14 protein-coding genes and 1 tRNA gene are annotated in these 22,035 nt (G+C 36.6%); 9 read left to right on the top strand and 6 right to left on the bottom strand.

Annotated features, from left to right (window positions below; all coding sequences use genetic code 11):
• Together ACY651_RS08700 and ACY651_RS08695 are read left to right on the top strand one after the other, a co-directional pair.
• On the top strand, positions 1 to 970 hold a 970-nt coding region (locus ACY651_RS08700), incomplete at its 5' end, for a pyridoxal phosphate-dependent aminotransferase (protein WP_462251744.1).
• A gap of 470 nt (positions 971 to 1,440) precedes the next feature.
• Positions 1,441 to 2,556, top strand: coding sequence for a glycosyltransferase (locus tag ACY651_RS08695; protein ID WP_462251742.1), 1,116 nt, complete (start codon positions 1,441 to 1,443; stop codon positions 2,554 to 2,556).
• An 8-nt stretch (positions 2,557 to 2,564) separates the two neighbouring features.
• On the opposite strand, the gene ACY651_RS08690 is transcribed toward ACY651_RS08695, so the two are convergent.
• Positions 2,565 to 4,511, bottom strand: a complete 1,947-nt coding sequence (locus ACY651_RS08690) for a glycosyltransferase family 2 protein (protein WP_462251740.1) — start codon at positions 4,509 to 4,511, stop codon at positions 2,565 to 2,567.
• A 170-nt stretch (positions 4,512 to 4,681) separates the two neighbouring features.
• Between ACY651_RS08690 and ACY651_RS08685 the strand changes: the two genes are divergently transcribed.
• The 3 genes from ACY651_RS08685 (at position 4,682) to ACY651_RS08675 (ending at position 8,111) form a co-directional block, all read left to right on the top strand.
• On the top strand, positions 4,682 to 5,494 hold the full coding sequence (locus ACY651_RS08685; RefSeq protein WP_462251738.1) for an inositol monophosphatase family protein: 813 nt from the start codon (positions 4,682 to 4,684) through the stop codon (positions 5,492 to 5,494).
• A gap of 98 nt (positions 5,495 to 5,592) precedes the next feature.
• Entirely contained in the window at positions 5,593 to 6,621 is a 1,029-nt protein-coding gene (gene thiL, locus ACY651_RS08680; protein ID WP_462251736.1) for a thiamine-phosphate kinase, read from the top strand.
• On the top strand, positions 6,618 to 8,111 hold the full coding sequence (locus ACY651_RS08675; RefSeq protein WP_462251734.1) for a S41 family peptidase: 1,494 nt from the start codon (positions 6,618 to 6,620) through the stop codon (positions 8,109 to 8,111). Before thiL ends, ACY651_RS08675 begins: the two co-directional genes overlap by 4 nt.
• 31 nt (positions 8,112 to 8,142) lie before the next feature.
• On the opposite strand, the gene ACY651_RS08670 is transcribed toward ACY651_RS08675, so the two are convergent.
• From ACY651_RS08670 to ACY651_RS08650, 5 genes are all read right to left on the bottom strand, one after another.
• The gene (locus tag ACY651_RS08670) at positions 8,143 to 8,931 is read right to left on the bottom strand and encodes an amidohydrolase (RefSeq protein WP_462251732.1); all 789 of its coding nucleotides are present in this window, start codon (positions 8,929 to 8,931) and stop codon (positions 8,143 to 8,145) included.
• 95 nt (positions 8,932 to 9,026) lie between these two features.
• Positions 9,027 to 10,178 (bottom strand): methionine aminotransferase, encoded by a 1,152-nt coding sequence (locus ACY651_RS08665; protein WP_462251730.1) that lies wholly within the window; start codon positions 10,176 to 10,178, stop codon positions 9,027 to 9,029.
• Between the two features lie 95 nt (positions 10,179 to 10,273).
• On the bottom strand, positions 10,274 to 11,356 hold the full coding sequence (locus ACY651_RS08660; protein ID WP_462251728.1) for a mannose-1-phosphate guanylyltransferase: 1,083 nt from the start codon (positions 11,354 to 11,356) through the stop codon (positions 10,274 to 10,276).
• Positions 11,353 to 12,849: a S41 family peptidase gene (locus ACY651_RS08655; RefSeq protein WP_462251726.1), complete on the bottom strand. Its 1,497-nt coding sequence runs from the start codon at positions 12,847 to 12,849 to the stop codon at positions 11,353 to 11,355. Before ACY651_RS08655 ends, ACY651_RS08660 begins: the two co-directional genes overlap by 4 nt.
• 7 nt (positions 12,850 to 12,856) lie before the next feature.
• Positions 12,857 to 13,822: a KpsF/GutQ family sugar-phosphate isomerase gene (locus ACY651_RS08650; protein ID WP_462251724.1), complete on the bottom strand. Its 966-nt coding sequence runs from the start codon at positions 13,820 to 13,822 to the stop codon at positions 12,857 to 12,859.
• Between the two features lie 246 nt (positions 13,823 to 14,068).
• Between ACY651_RS08650 and recQ the strand changes: the two genes are divergently transcribed.
• The 4 genes from recQ to ACY651_RS08630 all read left to right on the top strand — a co-directional run bounded on the left by recQ (position 14,069) and on the right by ACY651_RS08630 (position 21,898).
• The gene (recQ, locus tag ACY651_RS08645; RefSeq protein WP_462251722.1) at positions 14,069 to 16,357 is read left to right on the top strand and encodes a DNA helicase RecQ; all 2,289 of its coding nucleotides are present in this window, start codon (positions 14,069 to 14,071) and stop codon (positions 16,355 to 16,357) included.
• A 131-nt stretch (positions 16,358 to 16,488) separates the two neighbouring features.
• A tRNA-Phe gene (locus tag ACY651_RS08640) sits at positions 16,489 to 16,561 on the top strand.
• A 206-nt stretch (positions 16,562 to 16,767) separates the two neighbouring features.
• Positions 16,768 to 20,100, top strand: coding sequence for a hypothetical protein (locus tag ACY651_RS08635; protein WP_462251720.1), 3,333 nt, complete (start codon positions 16,768 to 16,770; stop codon positions 20,098 to 20,100).
• Between the two features lie 136 nt (positions 20,101 to 20,236).
• Positions 20,237 to 21,898 (top strand): SWIM zinc finger family protein, encoded by a 1,662-nt coding sequence (locus tag ACY651_RS08630; RefSeq protein WP_462251718.1) that lies wholly within the window; start codon positions 20,237 to 20,239, stop codon positions 21,896 to 21,898.
• The last annotated feature ends 137 nt before the right edge of the window (positions 21,899 to 22,035 follow it).

Here is a 22,035-nt window from a genome sequence, read left to right as displayed (position 1 = left end):
ATTAATTGCTGCAGGCGGCAGGCCGTTAATTTATGCAGCCTTTCGTGCAATAGTTGATAAAGGCGATAAAGTAATTTACCCGGTGCCCAGCTGGAACAATAATCATTATGTTCATTTTACCGAGGCAGAACATGTGATGATTGAAACCAAGCTGGAAAATAATTTTATGCCAACTGCCGAAGAAATAGAACCACACCTAAAAGGTGCTGCATTACTCGCTGTTTGTTCGCCGCTAAACCCAACCGGTACAACATTTACAAAAAAAGAACTTTCCGCCATTTGCGATTTAGTAATTGCAGAAAATGAACAGCGTGGTGCTGATGAAAAAAAATTATACTTATTGTACGATCAAATATACTGGACACTTACATTTGGTGAGACCGAACATTACAACCCTGTTTCTCTAAACCCAAAAATGAAAGCTTACACCATTTTTATTGATGGTATAAGTAAAGCATTTGCAGCAACAGGTGTAAGGGTTGGCTGGAGCATGGGCCCTGCACATTTAATAAATAAAATGAAAGCTATCAACAGTCATGTTGGGGCATGGGCACCCATGGCCGAACAAAAAGCTGTTGCTAATTATTTGGGGCAAACTGAAAACGTAAACAACTATACAAAAAAGTTTAAACATGCTGTTGAAGAAAGGTTGCGCCGCATTTACAATGGATTTACCCAGTTAAAAAAAGATGGTTTTACTGTTGATGCTGTTGCACCGCAGGCCGCTATTTATCTTACTATACAAATAAATTTAGTGGGTAAAAAAACTGCTGATGGCAAAATTTTAGAAACTCAAAGTGAAGTAACTGCTTATATTTTGAATGAAGCAAAAATTGCTATTGTTCCGTTTTATGCATTTGGGGCTGCAAAAAGCAGTAACTGGTACCGGCTAAGTGTTGGCACCTGCAAAACAGATGAGATAGATGAAATGCTGAAGATGTTGAAGACTGCGTTGACTAGATTAATTTAAAAAAATTAATTCTTGCAATTCAAAAACACAAAAGGTTTTAATTCTCTTTGTCTGAAAACATCACGAAGATGTTGCTGATCATTAAAAATTTTGTATTTGTTCATGTCAATCACCTCGTGGGCTACAACAATGTTGTCGAGGGCTTCAACCGTGTACAATATGCCATGAAGTTGTTCTACTTCATGCTCAATTGCTTGTGGGGACATTAGCTCCTGGTTAAAAAGCACCAGTAAATCCCGGTTAGAGTTATTCATAATGAAATTGGCGGTTACACAGTACTACTTACTTCTCAATATCCTATCATTCCAGTTTTGCTTGGGCATCCGCATTGTCCTTTTTTTGAAGAAGAACATCCGGTAACTGCCAAACTAACAATCAACGTAAGCAATAATGTAATTTTAAATAGGTTTTGCATTGTGTTATATTACCCAAGTTAAACTATTTTCACAATAATTTATTGTTTTCTTAAAATGAAATTTGAAAATATTAACATAGGGGCGAAAAAAAAACGGGTGCTGATTGCTCCTTTAGATTGGGGTTTGGGCCACGCCACACGTTGTATTCCAATAATTTATGCCCTTAGCGAACTGAATTTTGAAGTAATAATAGCTGCTGATGGCCCCATAAAAAATTTATTGGAAAAGGAATTTAAAAATGTGGTTTTTACGCAAATAAAAGGCTACAATATTAAGTACAGCGTCAACAAATTCTGGCTTCCACTAAAGTTATTATTACAGTTTCCCAAACTCTTATGGGTTCTTTTTAAAGAAAATTTTTGGCTTGATAAAACAATTGCCGAATATAAAATTGATGCGGTAATATCGGATAACCGGCTGGGTTTATATTCTTCAAAAGTTCCGTGCATTTACATTACCCATCAACTGCAAATAAAAACCTGTAATAGTTTTACGGAATTACTTGCACAAAAAATTCATTATTATTTTATTAATAAATATACTGCCTGCTGGGTGCCCGATACTGCAGCAGAAAATAATCTTGCAGGAGATTTATCTCATCCAAAAGAATTGCCCAAAACCCCGGTAAAATATTTAGGGCTTTTATCAAGATTTGAAAAAACTACAGTTGAAAAAAAATATGACCTTTTAATTTTACTCTCCGGGCCAGAGCCACAAAGAACGATTTTTGAAAAATTGTTATTGCAGGAATTAAAATCTTTTTCGGGGAAAGCTGCAATGGTAAAAGGTCTGCCAAAAAATTCAGTTGAGGAAGAGTTTGTTTACGATGATAAAAATAAAATAACTGTTGCCAATCATCTTTCAGCCACATCATTAAACAAAGCAATTCAGCAATCAGAAATAGTTATTTGCAGAAGCGGCTACACCTCCATTATGGATTTAATAAAACTGCAGCAAAAAGCCATTCTTGTTGCTACACCTGGCCAAACAGAGCAGGAATACCTGGCTGCATATTTAATGGAGAAAAAAATATTTTTAAGTATTCCGCAAAATAATTTTTCATTAGCCGGTGCTTTACAAAAGGCTTCGGGATTCTCTTTTACAAATACTTTTATTTACCAGTATGAGTATAAAAATATACTACAGGAATTTGCCCAACAATTAAAATAATGCTGCTTTTAAAAACATAAATATTTGTAGCCCCTTACAATTTTTTTTAAGTCTGTGGCAGCAGAATAATAAGTAGCATACCATTCATCTGAAAGCAATAAACTTTCTTCAGGCAAATCGTTTACCAGTTGCGGCAATGTGGTAGAAGTAAGTACTCCCTTTTTAATTAGCGGTAATTTATTAATAGGTGATATGGCATACCCAATCCATGTTTTTTTTCTGAATAAAACTGAAAAGGTATTTTTAAAAAACTGCAGTGGTTTTTTTTGCAGTATCAGGTGAATAGGAAAACTTATTATAAAAACAACAGCAACAACAACATCCAGCAAGTTTTTATTTCTTTTATTAACCGCATCTGCAATGGTGTATTTATTATTGATGCTTACATACTTTCCGCTTACATTTTTATTATCGCTGCCAATAATACTCCTGCTGCCCGATGCATGAAATTTATTAAGCATTCCGGCCGGTAACTCCTGCAAAGCAGCAATGATTTCTTTAAAGCTTAAAATATCTTCGCAAAAAATTATTTCTTTTACCGGATACATTTTAATAAGATGATTTATTTGCTGCACACTCCCCAATGCTTTGCTGGAACTGGTAAGGTTATTATCAACCCGGCCTAAAACTTTTTCCGTCATGCCGGCATTGTACATTATTTCGGTAACCGTTTTAAAATCATTTTCGGCAGCAACAATTATTGTTTGTCGGTAGCCATTATCTTCATCTATCCTGTTTAATAAATTCCATTCTATAAATAACCGCCGCAATAAACTCATTACAATAAATGCCATTACTATTCCAAATACTAAAATGCCTCGGGAAAAGCGGATACTTTCGGGCAACAAAGCGTAACAGCTTAATAAAACTAATGCTGATAGTATTGTGGAGCGGTTAAGCTGCGATTGTTTATAACCTTTATCGTACAAACCGGAGTAATAGGATGCAATTAAAAAAATTATGGTAAAAACCGGAAAAGCAATGATGAGCATGTTGGGAGAATAATTAACTTCTTTACGGATATAAGTGTTCCATAAATATTTAATGCACCAAAAGCTCATAAAAATTATACCGGCATCTAATAATGGCAATCCAATTTTTTGCAAAAATTTTGCTATAACTGTTAGTGTTGCCCGTAAAAAAATGCCCGTTTGAATTAAAAAATTAAAAACGCCTGCACGGCTGCCACTGTAATGTTTTTTTACAAACAAACTCATGGCATTATAAAATAAACGAACATAATTCAAGCTTCCTTTTTTTGTACTTTCTCCTTTAAAATGAATGATGGTGCTTTCGGCAAAATAATAATTTTTATAACCGTCTTTTTGAATTCGGTAACTCAAATCCACATCTTCGCCATACATAAAAAATGTTTCGTCAAAACTTCCTGTGGTATCTAAAATTTTTTTAGGTATCATCATAAATGCCCCGGCCAGCACATCCACTTCATGATTTTGATGTTCGGATAAATTACCCAAATGATATTTTGAAAATATTTTAGAATGCGGAAACAATTTTGTTAATCCCGACAGTTTGTATAAAGAAGTAAGTGGCGAGGGAAACGATCTTTTACTTTCTTTTAAAAATTTACCTGCGCCATCAATCATGCGTATGCCCAAAGCCCCGGCATTGGTTTGCGATTGAAAAAACCGGATACATTTTTCAAAACAATCTTCCGGTACAATGGTATCGGGGTTTAAAAAAAGTATATAATCGCCTTTTGCTTTTGCCAGCGCCTGGTTGTTGGCTTTTGCAAAACCAGTATTATCAGTATTAAATATAAAATTTACAACGGGGAATTTTGGTATAAGAAATTCTTTACTGCCGTCAGTAGAATTATTATCTACCACAAAGATTTCAGCCTCAATATTTTTGCAGGCCTTTATTACAGAGCAAAGGCATTGCTCTAAAAAATATTTTACGTTAAAGTTTACTATGATAACTGATAATTGCAATTGGGGTAAGTTATTATCTGCGAAATACGATTTTTTATTCCATTATTCAAAATGCAGAGGTGAATGGTGAATGGGCAATGGTGAATAAATACTATTAAAATTAACAAATTACTTATTGGCATACCCAAATCTAAAATCATAAATCCAAAATCGAACTTTATCTTTGCGGCATGATAAAAAAAATCCTTTTGGAAGCAGTAAATGCAGGCGGAAAAGAATTACAACGTTTTTTTAATGGAGAATTTACTATTACCAATAAAGAAGGCATAAATAATCCTGTTACCGAAGCAGATCATGCAGCCGAAAAAGCCATCATTGATATTATTCAAAAAAACTTTCCCGATCATTTTATTTTAAGTGAAGAAACCGGCGAAATAATTACCAACAGCGAATACAAATGGATCATCGACCCTATTGACGGCACTATTAATTTTGCCAACGGCATCCCTATTTGCTGCGTAAGTATTGGCGTAGAAAAAGATGGCGAAATGATAATGGGTGCAGTGTATGCTCCAATTTTGAATGAATTATTTTTTGCTGAAAAAGGTTTAGGCGCCACATTAAATGATAAGCCGATTAAAGTAGGTACTAAAAAAGAAGTTATTAATAGTTGTTTGGTTACCGGTTTTCCTTACACTTATTTAGATGCACCCAACGGCCCTTTACAAGTATTTGAAAAATTGATACGCAAGGGCGTGCCGGTACGCAGGTTAGGCAGTGCTGCCATTGATTTATGCTGGGTTGCTGCCGGAAGATTTGATGGCTTTTACGAACACAAACTATCGGCATGGGACAGTGCTGCTGGATTTTTAATGGTGCAGGAAGCTGGAGGAAAAGTTACAGATATGAATGGTGATAAATATTCTGCTTATCAACATCAAATAGTTGCAACCAATGGATTAATACATGATGAGCTGCTGGAAATAATAAATGGAAAGCCCCTCCTATCCTCCCCTGAAGGGTGGGAAATGGAGAAGATATAAGAGAAGATTGAACTTATACAGTTGTAAAAAATCCGTGTTAATCTGTGTAATCTGTGGCAAAACATTTTTCGCTACAGGCGAAAACAAAAAAATAATTTATGGAAGATCGAACAGAAATATCATCCCTTGGCGAATTTGGTTTAATCGATCATCTTACCCAAAACAATGAAACAAAAAACGCTTCTACCATTTTAAGTGTGGGTGATGATGGTGCCGTGATTGATCATTTTGGCAGGCAAACAGTTATCAGCACCGATCTATTGTTAGAAGGTATTCATTTTGATTTAAGTTATACACCACTAAAACATTTGGGTTATAAAAGCGTGGTGGTAAATGTGAGTGATATTTATGCCATGAATGCTACGCCTACACAAATTGTGGTAAGCATTGGCATCAGCAATAAATTTAGTGTAGAAGCTTTGGATGAATTTTACGAAGGTGTGTATGCAGCCTGTAAGGAATATGAGGTGGATTTAGTCGGCGGCGATACCACCACCAGCCAGCGGGGTTTTGTAATTAGCATTACAGCTATTGGAGAGGTTGCCCCGGACAGTTATGTTACCAGGAGCGGCGCTAAAGTAAACGATTTAATTTGTGTGAGCGGCGATTTGGGTGGCGCATTTTTAGGCTTAACCATTTTAGAAAGAGAAAGAAAAATATTTGAAACCACCGGCGCACAGCCCGATTTAGAAAACCAGGCCTACATTGTTGGCCGCCTTTTAAAACCCGAAGCAAGAAAAGATGTGATTGAATATTTTGCAGCGCAAAACATTATGCCCACCAGCATGATGGACATAAGCGATGGCCTAAGCAGTGAGCTGCTGCACATTTGTAAACAAAGCAATGTGGGTTGTGTTTTGTACGAAGATAAATTGCCGCTGAATGAAGACAGTAAAGCCTTTGCTTATAAATTAGAACTGGACCCTACAGCCTGTGCATTAAGCGGTGGCGAAGATTATGAGTTATTATTTACTGTGGCGCAAGCTGATTACGAAAAAATAAATGCCAATAATGGCTTAAGTATTATTGGCTATATTACCGAAGCAGCGGAAGGAAAAAATATTATTACCCGTGGTGGAAACAAACATGAGCTGGTGGCGCAGGGCTGGAACCATTTGAGCAAATGACCTATAAACTCCAAACCATATTTTTTTATTTTATTATTTTACTGAGCAGTTGTTCGGTTTCAAAAACTTATTCTCCCAACAAAAAATACCCCAAACAACAATTACAAAAGGATTATACTTTACTAAAAAACATCCTGGAGAAAAAGCATCCTTCGTTATATTGGTACACCAGCAGGGATAGCATGGATATGTATTTTGCAAAATACTTTACCGCCATTGAAGACAGTATGACCGAACAGCAATTTGGCTGGAAGATTATTGCGCCGCTTACCGAAAAAATACATTGCGGCCATACCAGTTTTGGTATGAGTAAAGGATACAATAAATGGGTGAGCAATAAAATTATTCCTTCTTTTCCATTATTTATGAAAGTGTGGAACGATACCATGGCGGTAACAGGAAACTTAAACCGCAAAGATTCTATTTTAAAAAGAGGCACTTTAATTACGGGCATTAATGGCTTAAACAACGAAGCAATTAAACAAACACTGTTTAATTACATGACGGAAGATGGCAATGCCAACAATGTTAATTACCTGAGGCTGAGCAATAATTTTCCTTACTATCACCGTAATATTATTGGACTTAGTAAAATTTATGCCGTTAATTATTTAGACAGTTTGGGCAAACAACAAACTATAACTATTCCTGTGTTCGACCCGCCAAAAGATACCGGCAAAAAAACAAGAATAATCCCTGTAATAAAAAGAACTAAAGGAGAAAGAAAAAAACAGCAATTACAAAATATCCGTTCGCTGGCTGTGGATACTGCTAATAATACTGCAGTAATTACTTTAAATACTTTCAGCACAGGAAAGCTGCGTAAATTTTTCAGGCAAACATTCCGCTACATAAAAAAAGCGGGTATTAAAAATGTGGTGCTGGATATAAGGAGCAACGGTGGTGGTAAAATAAATGCATCAACCCTGCTTACAAAATATGTTACCCGTACACCTTTTAAAGTTGCCGATTCTTCTTATGCTGTTGCAAAATCTTTGGGGCCTTATTCTAAATATATAAAAGGAAAATTTTTAAATAATATCGGGCTGTTCTTCTTAACTAAAAAAAGAAAACATGGCAATTACCATTTTGGTATGTGGGAGCGAAAATTGTATCACCCTAAAACAAAAAATTATTTTGGTGGCGATCTATATGTGCTGATAAACGGACAAACTTTTTCGGCCTCGGCATTATTTTGCAATGCCATAAAAGGCCAGCAGGGCATTACTATTGTTGGTGAAGAAGCTGGTGGCGGCTGGCATGGCAACAATGGTATTATGATTCCGGATATTACTTTACCCAATACACATTTACGGGTTCGTCTTCCCTTATTTAGATTAGTGCAATACAAACATGTACCTAAAGATGGTCGTGGTGTAATGCCCGATATTTATATTGGTACCAGTTACGATGCTTTACTAAAAGGTTATGATAAAAAAATGCAGGTGGTGATGGAGATGATAAAAGGGAAGAAGGGAATTAGAAATTAGTAAGTGGGGATTAGGGATTTTGCAAAATCTGTTAAAGTATCGTAAAATCATCCGCATCATTTAAAAAAGGGAACCTCGTTCTTACTTCTTCCAATTTTTCTTTTGATAATGTTATTGTGTTGATGTCTTCTTCATCTGCCATGTGGTATAATACTTGCCCCATCGGGTCAATTACCAAACTGTTGCCGCTGTAGTGAATATTTTTTGCATCATCACCCACACGGTTTACGCCTATTATATAACATTGATTTTCTATAGCCCTTGCACACAATAAAGTTTTCCAGGCGTGGCTGCGGCGCTCGGGCCAGTTGGCTACATAAATTAATACATCGTATTCAGGCGCACCGTCTTTAGGTTGTTGGCGAGCCCAAACAGGAAATCTTAAATCGTAACAAACCTGTAAATTTATTTTCCAGCCTTTTACCGATGCTATTAATCTTTTATTGCCGCTGCTGTAATGTTTATCTTCCTCACCATAGCCAAACAAATGTCTTTTATCATAATAACCAAATTGTCCGTTAGGCAACATCCATATTAAGCGATTAAAATATTTTCCTTCGTCTTCAATCATTACACTGCCGGTTAACACAATACCGTTTTTATTACTCACCATTTTCATCCACTCCATGGTTTCACCATCCATAGTTTCTGCAAATAAACTGGGCTGCATGCTAAAGCCGGTGGTAAACATTTCGGGCAGTATTACAATTTCTGTTTTATCAGTAATGCTGTCAATCTTTTGCTGCAGCATTTGCATATTGGCCTGTTTATCTTCCCAAAATAAATTACTTTGTATAGTGGTGATGGTGAGTGTGGACATAGTTTAAGTCATTGAGAAACCTTAAATATTTTTTCCAATTTGTCAGTCAAATTTAAGCATTTTAGATGTCATGACAGTTTGAAACCGTCTAATGCCTACACCAATTTTATTAATCGATTTGCCGCTTCTTCTAAAGTACTTTCTTTTTTTGCAAAACAAAAACGTAACACTTTATTCTCGGTATTTTTTTTATAAAAAACTGATGTGGGTATTGTTGCTACGCCATATTCTTTTGTTAAACGGATAGCTAAATCTTTTTCACTTTCATCGCTTATGTCATCATAACTGTACAACTGAAAATAACTGCCGTACGAAGGCAATGCTTTAAATTTTGTTTGCTGCATCAACATAGAAAAATAATCTCTTTTTGTTTGCAAAAATTTACCAAGCTGTAAATATTTTTCTTTTTGCAGTAAATATTCTGCCAAAGCAAATTGTACCGTGCTGTTGCTGCTAAAACAATTAAACTGGTGAATTTTTCTAAACTCGGCCATTAATGTTGCAGGTGCAACACAGTAACCGATCTTCCAGCCGGTGCAGTGGTATGTTTTACCAAACGAAAAACAAACAAAACTTCTTTCTAACAAATCGGGATAACGCAACATGCTTTCATGCTGCAGGCCATCAAAAATTAAATGTTCATATACTTCATCACTCAAAATAAAAATGCCGGTATCTTTTACAATTGTTCTTAACTGTGCAATATCATTGGCTCTTAACACGCTGCCCGTTGGGTTGTGCGGCGAGTTAAGCATTATCATTTTTGTTTTGGAAGAAATTTTTTGTTGCACCAGCTCCCAATCAATTTTATAATCAGGAAAAGTTAATGGAATTAAAACCGGTATTGCTCCGTTAATTTCTATGGTAGGGATATAACTGTCGTATGCCGGCTCAAAAACAATTACTTCATCACCAGGTTGCAGCACCGTGGTTAATGCAGTAAAAATGGCGTAAGTGCCACCGGGTGTAATGGTAATTTCAGTTTCAGGATTTATTGTTGCTGCGTATAAACTGTGTATTTTTTCTGCAAGGCGTTCTCTTAACAACATCAACCCGTTCATGTGTACGTACTGGTTGTTGCCTTTTTGCATAGCGGCATTTACCAGTGCAATCAGTTCTTCATCCATTAAAAAATCGGGAAAGCCCTGGCCTAAATTAATGGCGTTATGTTCTGCCGCCAGCACACTCATTACTGTAAAAATGGTAGTGCCAGCATTGGGTTGTTTGCTATGTATTGTTGGTAGCAATATCTATGTATTTAGCCCGCTGATTACGGAGGTGTCGCAGATTTAAAACAGCAATTTGTATTTTCTGTGCTTCTGTGTCATCTGTGGCAATTTCCTTATAAAAATTTATCACCTTTACTTCGTTTTATTTCTGCAACGTATTGTTTTATTTCCTGCTCCCTGTCTTTTTTACAAATCATTAAAACATCTTTGGTATCCACCACAATAAAATCATCAAGTCCCTGCAGCAGCACTAATTTTTTATTATCAGCATGCACCATATTTTTTGTAGCATCAATTACTACCACATTATCTCCTGCAACAGCATTTTCTAAATAATCTTTTTGTAAATTTTCGTAAGCGCTGCCCCAGGTACCCAAATCGCTCCAGCCAAAAGAGGATGGAATGATGTACACGTTATCTGCTTTTTCCATTATGCCATAATCAATAGAAATATTTACGCACTGCGGATAGATCTTGTCGATAGCTTCCTGTTCTGTTGCAGTATTAAAACTTGCTTTTTCTGTTTCAAATAATTCATTCAATTCCGGCAAAAGTTTTTCAAACGCCGCAACAATATTTTTTACCTGCCAAACAAATATGCCTGCGTTCCATAAAAAATCGCCGCTGGCTATAAAAGTTTTTGCCAGTTCTAAATCTGGTTTTTCGGTAAAGGTTTTTACTTTATATACATTGTCGCTAACAGATTGCTGCTCGTACTGAATATAACCGTATCCTGTATTGGGATGCGTTGGTTTTATGCCCAATGTTACCAATGCTTTTATGTTTGCGGTAAAATTCAAAGCGCCTAAACATGTGGTTTTAAAATTTTCGGGCTCTAAAATAATATGGTCGGCAGGCGCACAAATTAAATTGGCTTCGGGGTTAAGATGCAATAATTTATGGGCAATATAGGCTACACAAGGCGCTGTATTTTTTCTTGATGGCTCACACAAAATATTTGCCACTGGTATTTCGGGTAATTGTTCGGCAACAATATCTTTATACTGATCGGAGGTTACTACATAAATATTTTCTGCCGGAATAAAAGCAGCAAAGCGGTCAAAGGTTCCCTGTATAAGTGTTCTTCCGATATTTAAAATATCTAAAAACTGTTTAGGAAAATCGGTACGGCTCATTGGCCAAAACCTGCTGCCTATACCGCCGGCCATAATTGCTACGTAGTGATTTTTGTTCATTTTGTGTAAATCTGTTTTTTGTTTAAAATTAGACTATCTATTATAAATTTAACCTGCCTGTCTTCATTATTTTTAAACGACTCGTAAGAATCCGGAATATTATAGTTGGGCATCAATCCATGGCCAGTATTTTTCTCTTCTTTATAAGTATAAATAAAGTGTGCGTATGGAAAACTAAAATTTATTTTTGAATTAGGCAATTCATATTTTAAAGTGGAAAACCCGTTTCCCGAATATGCGCCACCCTCTGTTTCTTCTCCTATTATTTTGCCCCTGCCGGCATTTTTTATCATTACTGCAAAATAAGAAGCCGCAGATACAACACTGCTGTTGCTTACAATGTAAACATTGCCATTAAAATGGATTTTGTTGGGCTTCCATTTTTCGATTAATGTGTCTGGTATTGTAAGAAATTCGTTGTTTAACCTGGCCGTAAATTCTTTTTCTATAGTTTTATTAATATCTTCTTTTTTATAGCTGATGAAATCTTTTTCTAAATAACCTTCGTAGGGTATTGTTTTAATTTTACAGATCGCCTGCTCATATTCATTAAATGGTTTATCCGCTAAAAATGAATACAGCAAAAAAGAATTGTATAAACTGCCGCCACGGTTTTCTCTTAAATCAATTATAAGCGATTGTATCTCTTTTTTATTTTTTAGTAATTCGAATGAATTGTAACAAAAGTTTTCATAAGCATTTTGCTTTTGTTTGTTGGGGTAATCAAATGTTGTTACTCTTATGTAAGCATATTTTTTTTCATCGTTAATGGTGCAATCATAATCTATACTTACGGAATCGTAATAATATTTATAATTAGTATTCCGGTTATTCCATTCAGAAAAATCAATGGCTTTTTCTGTAACGTTCCTTTCCGCACCAAGTGTATCTTTAATTATAAGTTCAAATTTTTTTTGATCGCCATATTTTAAAAAATATTCCAGGCTAAAATCATCACCTGCCAGGTTCTCCTGTGTTTTTCTGTGAAAGCCCTCCACCGAATTATACATCATTAATTTTTGTATAATTTTTTTAGTGGGTTCTTTATTAATAAATTTTATTTCTGTCCCTTCAGGCAAATCAAACCCTGCAACATTTATCAATAATTTATTTTCTATCCATTTTACCGGGTAAGGAAAAAAAACCGGCCGGTTTTGAAGGCTATCATATACGTAGCCCGCCAATTCAACATTGGTGTGGGAGCACCCTGTTTCGTTGGCAATAAAATGTATTTTATTATAGAATTCCCTTACAGATATTGCTTCTGTTACAGATGATTTAATGCTGTCTGATAAAAATGAAAATCTTTTTTTAGAAATATAGAGGTTTAAAGAAGGGTGTGCTTTTTTTAAAATGTCGCTAAAAATATCAAGGTCTTCCTTTGCTTTTGTTAAAGATATTTTTTTAGCCGAAGGGTCTTGCAAATCATCTGTTACACAACTGCCCAGAAACATTAAATTAATAATAGCCACAAGCAGCCACCTGTTAATCATAATAGAATTATATTATTCCTTCTCTTATTAAATCATGCAGGTGAATTATACCGGCATACAATTCATTTTCTGTAACTACCAGCTGGCTGATATTGTTAGCTTTTAATGTATCTAAGGCTTCGGTTGCCATTGCATCGCCGGCTATTGTTTTGGGGTGTGCACTCATAATATCTTTTGCAGTAATGGCGGTAAAATCATTCCCCTTTTCCAGCATTCTTCTTAAATCCCCATCGGTTATTATTCCTAAAACAGTATTGGTTTTACTAACTACCACAGCAGTGCCTAATCGCTTTTTTGTCATTTCTACAATTACTTCTTTAAGGTTTGCCTCCGGAAATACCGCTGGTTTTTCATTGGCAGATGACAGATCGCTTACCCTTAAATATAATTTTTTTCCCAGTATGCCACCCGGATGAAACTTGGCAAAATCGTGGCTGTTAAATCCTTTTAATTCCATCAGGCAAACTGCCAGCGCATCACCCATTACCATTTGTGCGGTGGTGCTTGTAGTGGGTGCAAGGTTATTGGGGCAGGCTTCCTGCTGTACTGTTGTATTTAAAATAATATCGCTTTGCTGTGCCAGGTACGATTGGGCGTTACCAATCATTCCAATAAGTACATTACCAAAGTTTTTTATTAACGATACTAAAACTTTTATTTCGGTACTGTCTCCACTTTTACTTATCACTATCACCACATCATCCTGTTGTATCATTCCTAAATCGCCATGGATAGCATCGGCCGCATGCATAAACAAGGCTGGCGTTCCGGTACTGTTTAATGTAGCTACAATTTTTTGTGCTACTATGGCGCTTTTGCCAATACCGCTAATTACAACCCTGCCTTTTGAAGCAGCAATTTTTAAAACCGCATTTACAAAATCATCGTTAATAAATGCTGCCAGGCCACTTACCGATTGGGCCTGCAGCTCAATGGTTTTAAGGGCAGAAGATATAATTACGCTGCTGTTCATTTTTTGTGCCGCAAACCTACTGTAAATCGGTCATAATGCAAAGTACATTAAGCCCAACGGGTTTGTTTTTGTTTAAGGCTTGTGGTTTGCTGTTTTTTGTTTATCTTAAGAGATTATATATTGTTAATTATCCCTGAATAGTTTTTAAAGGCCTTGCTTTTACAGCTGCTGATGGTTAACTTCGCTGCCCTCTTTAAAAAATTAAGTTTGTTTATAAATAAAGCAATATCGTAAGGAAAATTTGTTATGGCTACTGTAAAATCAAAATCTGCTAAAATAAAGGCTGATACAAAACAACCGGTAAAACTATCGGGAGAAAATGCTGCGACTAAAAAAAATCAACCCGATTTAACCGCCGAACTGCAGCAACATTTTGGGCTGGATAGTTTTAGGGGCACCCAGGAAGATATTATTAAAAACCTTTTATCGGGCAACGATACATTTGTAATTATGCCCACAGGCGGCGGCAAAAGTTTATGTTACCAGTTACCTGCAATTATAAGTGATGGTGTGGCTATAATTGTTTCGCCTTTAATTGCATTAATGAAAAACCAGGTTGACCTGGTAAGAAGCTACAGCAGTAAAGACCATGTGGCGCATTTTTTAAACAGCACCTTAAATAAAGGCCAGCAAAAAATTGTAAAAGATGATTTAACCACTGGCAAAACTAAAATGCTGTATGTAGCGCCGGAAACTATGACCAAAGAAGAAAACGTTACTTTTTTTAAAGAACTTAAGATTTCTTTTTTTGCTGTGGATGAAGCCCATTGTATATCCGAATGGGGGCACGACTTTCGCCCCGAATACCGCAGGCTGAGAGAGATAATGGATATGATTGACGAAAAAATTCCGGTAATTGCTTTAACTGCAACAGCTACGCCAAAAGTACAAAGTGATATTGTAAAAAACCTTGGCCTTCGCAGTCCTAAAATTTTTATCTCTTCTTTTAACCGGCCCAATTTATATTATGAAGTACAGCCCAAAATAAATTTAGATCAAACTAATAAAAGTATTGTTCGCTTTATACAACAGCATAAAAATAAAAGCGGCATTATTTACACACTCAACAGAAAAACTACTGAAGACCTTGCCAAAATGCTGATGGCAAATGGTATTAAAGCCGTAGCTTATCATGCCGGGTTAGACAGTAAATTAAGGGCCGACAGGCAGGACCAGTTTTTAAATGAAGATGTGGATGTAATTGTTGCCACCATTGCTTTTGGAATGGGTATTGATAAACCCGATGTTCGGTTTGTTATTCATTACAACATACCTAAATCAATTGAAAATTATTACCAGGAAACCGGCCGTGGCGGACGTGATGGCATGGAAGGAAAATGTATCCTTTATTATTCTCATAAAGATGTGGCCAAGCTGGAACATTTTATGAGGGATAAACCACTTAGCGAAAGAGAAGTGGGTGCCCAGCTGATAAACGAAACCGTTAGTTACGCTGAAAGCAGCGTGTGCCGCAGAAAAACTTTGCTGCATTATTTTGGCGAAGAATATAACGACAGTAAAAGTTGTGGCCATTGCGATAACTGTTTAAATCCTAAAGAAAGAATTGAAGCGAAAGATGAGGTAGTAATTGTTTTAAAAATTGTTAAGGCATTAGAAGAGCGTTTTCCTATAGAATATGTACAATTAATTTTAGCTGGTAAAGCTACACCTGCAGTAAAAATGTACCGGCACGAAGAGCTGGATGTTTTTGCAAGTGGTAACGATAAAGAACCGCATTTTTGGAACAGCCTAATTCGCCAAATGTTACTGAGCGGAATAATTGCAAAAGATATTGTGGAGTATGGTTTATTAAAATTCACCAAAAAAGGCGAAGCGTTTTTAAAGAAACCCACTTCTTACAAAATTGTGTTGAATAATTTATTTGAAGAAGCTAACGCCGATGATGAAGAAAGCGAACAGGCAGCAGAAGCCGCCAGCGCTGTAGATGAAAAATTGGTGGAATTATTAAAAGAGGTACGTAAAAAAGTAGCCAAAGAAAAAACCCTTCCTCCCTTTGTTATTTTTTTAGAAAGCAGTTTGGAAGATATGGCCACCATGTATCCTACATCAATGGCTGAGCTGGAAAAGATTAGTGGCGTAAGTAAAGGCAAAGCCATGCGCTACGGCAAACCTTTTATTGATGTAATTGCAAAATATGTTGGGGAAAATGACATTACCAGGCCCGATGATTTTGTAATGAAAACAGTAGCCAACAGAAACAATAATAAAATCTTTATCATTCAAAACATTGATAAAAAAATTCCTTTGGAAACGGTGGCAAAAAACAAAGGCCTTAGAATTGATGAATTGTTAGAAGAAATGGAAACCATTGTTGCCAGCGGCACCAAACTAAACCTTAATTATGCCATTGACGAAATGGTGGATGAATACGAACAGGAAGAAATTATGGAATACTTTAAAAGCTGCGAAACCTCCAGCCTGCAAATAGCGCAGGAAGAACTGGCGGACAGCAATTTTAACTGGGAGCAGCTAAAACTGATGCGGATAAAGTTTTTGTGCGAATACGGAAATTAGCCCCCTCCAAACCTCCCCCAAAAGGGGAGACTTTAAAGAGAATAATAAATTATCTCTCTTTTATTTTTTCAAGCTGCTATTTTCCTTATTTTTGCTGCCCAATTACAAGTTTAGCTGCTTTTAATATGGAAGGTGCGGTAGCTCAGTTGGTAGAGCAAAGGACTGAAAATCCTTGTGTCGCCGGTTCAATCCCGGCCCACACCACAAACCCTGTTAGAAATACCGGGGTTTTTTTATTTGCGATATTCCCTGTTATATAATTTCAATCCCTTTTTCGATTTGGGGCACTTCTCTTTTATCATTTATTTTTTCATCAACCAATTCTGGTATATCAGTTAAAAAAAAATATCCTTATCCCTAATAATATTTGTCAATTTTCTTTACCTTCCATATCCAACCAATAATAATCCATGCGGCTTATAAAACAATCGGTACTCTATTTTAAAGAAGGCAACTCCGACAAAGTATATGAAGTTGATTTATGCAATACAGGTAATGAAAAATATGTAGTTAATTTTCGTTACGGCCGCCGGGGTGCACAATTAAAAGAAGGCAGTAAAACACCAGTGCCGGTTACCCTTGGAGAAGCAGAAAAAATTTATGACGCTGTAGAAACAGAAAAAATAAACAAGGGTTATACCGCATCCGAATCGGGAGTTTCCGAAATTCCGAAAGCTGCAGCTTTTACATTAGATACAAACAGCGTTACTATTAACGCCAACTGGATGGCGCTGCCCAAAAGCCGTAACAAAGCCATTTTACAAAGGTTGCACAATGCGTTAAATGGAACATCCGGCAATGAAAGATTTCCGTGGAAATTATCCCGTGTTATATGGAAGAGTGGTGAATATAAAATTGCCGAAGCAACTCCTTACATTATTCAGTTATTCAACAAGGGCAATCAGTTGCATCAATACTGTTGTGTGTGGGCATTGGCCCGTTGCGGCAATAATGCAAGTGGTATGGCTGCATTGCAATCTGTTTATTCAGCAAACACCAGTGCTTCTCTTACAAAAATTGCAGGGGCAGGGTTGGCTAATAGTTTAACAGGGTTAGAGAAAGAGGCTCACCTTAACCGTTATATTAATCAATTACCTGAGGCATTTAAATCAATTATTGAAAAAGAAAATCAACAGGAATTAGATGCATTGGTGCAGGAAAGAATTACACAGCAACAGCCCAACTATAACTGGCTGGAAGAGTTGTATGTACTCTCTAGCCAAAAAAGATGGATGCGTAATGCTATTAAAAAAGTATTGCAGCAAGTGCCGCTTCGCCCCAACTATTTTAAACATGTACGGGCCATTTTTAAACTGGCCGAACTGCTGGACGATTTTGAAATACTGGGTTTGTTGGCCTGCAGGTTTGAAAGAGAAACAGAAATGTTTAGCCACAATCTTTCCCTGGCACAAGGAAATAGCCAGGAAGTATTTGTTCCTGAAATAGAAGGGTGGGTAAAACTTACTGCAGAGTTAAAAAAGAAAACCAGCCGGCTGGCTTACTCACAAAAAACACGTTGGTATTTTCATGGCCGCACATTGAGGTGCTTACAACTGATGGGCAAAACTGAGGATACTGATTATGTAAAACTTTCTACTGCGTTGTTGATCGGTTATAAAAAAGAAAAAGATTTCAGGCAAATCTATTCCACCTCTCAGTATAAATGGAATGGCCGTAACTACGAAAATATTGAAACAAGGTTTTTGCAAAATGCACAGGCGGTTTTTTTACATCAAATTTTAAGTGGCATTCATAATGATATACAATTGCAGACAAACCATTTGTGGCGTATGCGGCCTCTTAATGAAAAAAGTAATCCTGTAAAAAATACAGCAACCAGTAGTAGTGGCGAAGGTATTGGTGGGTTGCTTAAAAAAATTACGGGTTTGTTTGGCAAGAAAAAAGAAGCACCGTTACCAATTACTGAAGAAGCAATCAATCTTTCTGCTTCGCAGGAAATACCTAATCCTAACGGAACACCTTATCTCCATTTATGGAATAAAGTGCCACAGGCTTATGTACAATTGCTGATGGACGCAGAGATGGAAGAAATCCATCAGTTTGCAGAAGGTAACTTAACCGCACATTCGCAATACAGCGATATCAAGCAAAAGCTTGATAAGCAGGCCTGCAAACAATTATTATTGTCTGCATTTGAAATACCGGCAAAATTTGGTTTTAATCTTACCATAGAAAAATATGCCAATACCATTCCGGATGATGATGTAACGATGGCTATGCTTAACAGTAATAATGCCGGTGCCCGTAACCAGGGAAAAATATGGACAGAAAAATACCAGTATGATTATTTTAAGCAAAGTGGTTTTATAACGCCATTAATTTTTGCAAAGCATACAGATATAAGGAGCTGGGCAAAATCAGTTTTACAAAACAGTAATTTAACTGCCGAAGTAAAACATGCAGTGGTGGGCAAATCTATTGCCGGGATGATGGGCTATACCGGACAAACACCCGAAAACGAAACTGTAATAAAAGATGCCAGCGATACATTGTTTGAATTATTTGGCGAAGAATTAAAGCAGGTAAATATTAGTGTGGTATCAGATGTATTGCAGCATGCTAACGCTTCTGTATTATTATTTGGGCTACGTTTATTAAAAGCTCAAAAACAACAACTAGATTATAATGAACTGAGCAATGAGTTTGTATTTGGTTTGTTACAACATAAATATGAGCCGGTTCGTGAAGAAGGTATTGCTTTTTTAGCAGGCATGAGTGATGAAGCTTTATTAAAAAGGCAGGATGAAATTATAAGCAGTTGTTTATCTGCCCACCAAAATGTGCGGCAGGGTTTACCACCTACTATACAACGCATGGCGCAAAAAGAAAATAGTTTTGGCGTAAAAGCTGCCGAAACATTAATGCCATATTTATTGCGTAAAGAAACTACAGATGGCGTGCATGCTGATGTTAGTAAATTATTGTGCAATGAATTGAGCAGCTATTTGCAAAATGCCAATAAAGAAACCGCATTAAATTTATTATACTCCAATTACAGTGCTGCACAAAACGTAGGTATTGTTATACTGGAAAAATATACCGACGCATCGCAATTAACCATACCGCAGGTAATTGCATTGGGTGGCCACGAAAATTTGAATGTAAGAGAATGGTGCTGGAAATTTTATTCTACACAATTGCCCCGTATTAAATACGAAAAAGAAAGCGGCATTAAATTGTTAGATAGCAAATGGCAGGATACCCGAAATTTTGCCATGCAATATTTTAGGGATAGTTTTTTAGAAAACGATTGGAATGCTGAAACATTAATAACACTGGCCGACTCTGTAAAACCCGATGTAGAAACTTTTGGCCGGGAGCTGATTACCAAATTTTTTACGGAAGAAAATGGCGTACAATATTTATTAAAGCTGAGCCAGCACCCCAGCGAAAAAATGCAATTGTTTGCCACTAATTATTTACAACGTTTTGCAATAGATGATGTTGAAAAGATACAATCGTTGGATTTTTACTTCCGTTCGGTATTAACAAGGGTAAACAAAAGCCGCATTGCAAAAAACAGGATTTATAATTTTTTATTGCAGGAAGGGAGAAAAACTGAAGCGGCTGCAAAAGTAGTAAGCCATATTTTATCTGATGTATCTGCTACAGCATCCATTGGCGACAAAGCAAAATGTATCGACATATTATTACAACTAAAAGCTTTGTATGATGTAGCAACACCAGTAAAAATAAAAGAGATGGAAGTGAGAATGGCATAAAATTACCATCAGTAAAATCTGTTTGCGTTTATGGAGTGTTGTTGCTGAATAGAATTAATAATGTAAAAGAGTGCGACGCCAATGAAGCTAAATAGGGTTCTGATGCTGGGTACAAAAAAATTTAATAAATTATCTGATGTTATTCAATTATCGTTTTGCAGGCAATACCACTGTTACCAGTTCATCCAACTTAACCGGGATGAATTTTGCACCCGACACTTTACGGGAAAGTGCCTGGTTTGTGGGTAAGCTTAATAAAAAAATTGCTTTTAGAGAAGCTATTTCTGCACTGCATGATGTGGTGGTAAGTGATCTGCGTTTTAAACCCAAAGATAAATCTGCCTATAAAGAATGGGTAGCACAAAACGAAGCTTTGTTTTTTGCAGAATATATGGCTGGCTACGATGCTGCCGCAGCTAATAACCGCATGGAACAAATTAAAGCAGAGTTGGCAGATGTTAGAAGCAAGAGGGATAAAATAATGAGCCCTTATTACAAAGCGCAAAGAAACTATTTTAATTATTTATACCAAAACGACCGTGATGCATGGATTGTATTGGATCCAGTAATCACTATTCATCCCGATGAATTATTTTTTGAATGCTTTAGCCAGGATGAAAGTACGTATGGAAAATTAGGTTGCAACTATAATGTGTTTACCAATATTGATGATTATAAATGTGGCACCACCAATGTTGATTATTCAGCAGAGCTGTATGAAGAGTTTCAAAAAATACGGGATTATAAAGAAACAGAATTCAAAGTAGATCCATCTGGCTTTACCGTACAAACCACCGATGAAGAACAATACAAAGAAGTAAAAATTGATTTACCGGATAGTTGGGTACGTGGTTTTTTACAGGTAAGCAGCGCAATGACTTTGCCCACCATTCAGTTTGAATTGCATCCCATGGATATTTACAGCATTTGTTTATTACTACGCCGCTTTAAAGAAAAACGTGGGCCACGATCGCTGCGATATATTTTAGAACCTGGCCATCCTGTAAAAGTAGTGCTGGAGCCCTGGGGCAAAGAAATTATTTGTGCTAGAAGTGTATATACCGGCAACAGCAAACATGAAATAAGGACCTGGGGCAGAAAGCGTTTATTAATTTTAGAAAGACTTATTGCTGTTGCAAAAAAATTTACGGTGCATTTATTAGGTACCGGTTTGCCTGCATTTTATATTGCTGATTTGGGCGACCTGAATTTTACGCTGGGCCTTAGCGGCTGGACGGCCAACGACTGGAGCCACGCTGGTAATTTTGATTTGCTGGCACCACGGTTAACTGTAGAAGATAGTATCAAGCAAAAAGTATTTTCCACTTTACAAAAAGATTGGCTGGCTACCGCTCCACAAATTGCAACTACATTAAACATTACTCCGGCACAGGCGGCTGGTGCATTAAGCGCTTATACCCAGGCGGGCCGTGTTATCTACGATTTAAACAGTAATGTATATCGCTTACGGGAATTAAGCCGTGAGCCTTTGCCTTTTGATAAATTACATTTTAGTAATCCGCAGGAAGAACTGGCGGCAGAAATTTTAGATAACCAGGAAGTGAAATTTGCTGTACATGCTTTGGCTGATGACAGTATGCAATTAACTGGTACGGTAAAGAGTAAACGTAAAACATTTAACCCCAACATGCTAATTGATGGCGATGAAAAAATAAAAACTGCCCATTGCGATTGCAGTTATTATATACAAAACAAATTATACAAAGGCCCTTGCGAACATATGCTGGCCATAAGGCAGGCATTTAATAAAACAAGGATGCTGGCTGATTTAAAATAGTTTAAAAAATAAAAGGGTATAAATCAATAAAATTAAAAACAGGCAATTATATTTGTTAACCGCATTTCATGTTCTTTGACAGAGGAAAAGTAGAAAAGTATGCACCTTGCTTCCTGAAAAGGAAAGAGCGATGTTTC

Source organism: Ferruginibacter sp. (assembly GCF_031391665.1).
GTDB lineage: Bacteria > Bacteroidota > Bacteroidia > Chitinophagales > Chitinophagaceae > Ferruginibacter.
Note: the sequence above shows the minus strand (reverse complement) of the source record. Positions and strands in the feature narration are given on the sequence as shown.